The organism is Curvibacter sp. GW821-FHT01G03 (assembly GCF_059422285.1).
In genome coordinates this window covers 1-1,796 of record NZ_JBWKWP010000047.1, presented here as the reverse complement: position 1 = coordinate 1,796, position 1,796 = coordinate 1, and the positions used below count along the sequence as shown (strand labels likewise).

General features: G+C 45.2%; 2 protein-coding genes and 1 pseudogene. 2 read left to right on the top strand and 1 reads right to left on the bottom strand.

All coding sequences use genetic code 11. The annotated features are described in order from the left end of the window. Both AC07VS_RS28740 and AC07VS_RS28735 read left to right on the top strand, forming a co-directional pair. Positions 1–229 (top strand): annotated as a pseudogene (locus AC07VS_RS28740) (hypothetical protein); the annotation flags it as partial. 55 nt (positions 230–284) lie between these two features. Further along, positions 285–1,394, top strand: a complete 1,110-nt coding sequence (locus AC07VS_RS28735; protein ID WP_494752683.1) for a glycoside hydrolase family 5 protein — start codon at positions 285–287, stop codon at positions 1,392–1,394. A 157-nt stretch (positions 1,395–1,551) separates the two neighbouring features. Here AC07VS_RS28735 and AC07VS_RS28730 read toward each other — a convergent pair. Beyond that, positions 1,552–1,796: integrase core domain-containing protein (locus AC07VS_RS28730; RefSeq protein ID WP_019576894.1), on the bottom strand; the 245-nt coding region annotated here is incomplete at its 5' end.

Below are 1,796 nucleotides of genomic sequence, written 5' to 3'. Positions count from 1 at the left end.
GCGCTGCCATCTCAAAGGAGCAGAGGGAGACAGTCTGCACGCGGTGCTGTGTGCCGCGGGCTACAACCTGCGCTGGCTGCTGAGGATGATCGCCAAGAAGGGCATTGGCCCTTTTTTGCGCCTGTCGGGGGTGGCTGAATGCACCCGGTTTATCTTGAACTGGCTGCGTCGTCTCTTCGATTTACGGACCAACCCCTTGCCTTTCGGTAGCGCACAGGTTGGGGTTTAAATTTTCAGGGGTGACTACTTGGATTTTGATCTTTCTGAGATTTTAAGGGAAATATATGAATTCTGCTTTCAAAAAATTCTTCTGGTCCATATCAGTATTCTCTATATCCATGCTGCTTTCAATTGGGGTGATGGCTAAAGATTATAAATCTTCAATGATTGTTGGTATTAATTATAGTGAATGGCGAAGTCGGAGTTCTGAATTTTTGGCATTTGTTGCCAACGAATTTGTTTCTCTTGGATTTAATCATGTTCGATTGCCTGTGAATGAGTTGGATTTTGATGTTAATGTGGATAATGGTAAGGTATTGAAGGCGATTGATATTTTTGAGAATCTCGGTATCTCGGTTACTCTTGATTTTCATCCGACAGTTGATTTTAGAAATCGCATTGCAAAAGGTGATATTAATATTGCCAATTATCTCGCTGGCTTGTGGGTACCTGCGACTAAATTATTTAAGGGGAGGTATCGTGATTCTCTGTATTTTGAGATATTGAATGAGCCACCGTTATCTTCGGGTGTTTGGTTAAGTTCATTTAATGATGTTTTGGGGAGAATTCGAGCTGTTGATTCTGATCGTTTGGTGATATTTGGTCCTGCGCAATTTCAAAGGTTTGACGAAATACCTAAAGGTATTTCGATTGGGGACGAAAGAACAGTGCTTGGTTTGCATTTTTATGAGCCTATGGCCTTTACTCATCAAAGCACATTTTGGAGTAGTGGTGGCTATGCTTCTTTGAATAATATTCCCTATCCAATTTTGTCTGTTAAACAGTCAGAACTTCAAAGTCTTAGTGGAGGCTCTGAATTGGCGAAGAGAATTCTCTTGAAATCAATTGACTCTTCTTGGGATTATGGGAGGATTGAGAATTTCTTTGATCAAGTATTCGAGTGGTCTCGAAAAAATAATCGTACGGTAATCTTTAATGAATTTGGTGCCCCTCGATTAGAGGGTGTGCGATCATCGCGATTAAATTGGGCTAAAGACTTTGTCGCTGTCGCCCGCGCTAAGGGTGTCGGCTATGTTTGGTGGGAATATTGTGGATTTTTTGGAATCGCACTGAAGGGGTGTGGTGACCCAATCTATGATGATGAATTGATTCAAGCATTAACAGGTAAGCGTTCCAGCAAGTCGTCTACGGAATCCAGTGGTGCTATCCCCTGAGTTCCTTGCATTAGGGATGGTGTTCAAAATCAATACGGCAATGCGTGACGGCGGAGCTGTCTTGCGACATGAAGCTTGAATCCGCCACACGTCACCAATCCACTGGTTTCGAGCATCGTGATGGGCCCTTGTATTGACCCAGCACTTTCTGCACAGGTCAGGCCGCTAACGCATATGCCTCAGCGGGGGTCTTCATTTTCAGCGCCTGATGAGGGCGCCGATGGTTGTACCAACTGATCCAGTCCGCAATCACTCGGCTGGCGTGTTGCAGGGTTTCGAACCTATGGCGATGAACGCATTGGTCTTTGAGCGTGCGAATCACACGCTCGACCATCCCATTTTGCTCGGGGCTGTAGGGCGTGATGAACTCCTGCTGCAGGCCATAGCTTTTGACCAGGGCCG

Excerpts from the sequence above, each read along its gene's own strand:
- AC07VS_RS28735 (WP_494752683.1), top strand. The coding sequence starts at position 285 with ATGAATTCTGCTTTCAAAAAATTCTTCTGGTCCATATCAGTATTCTCT.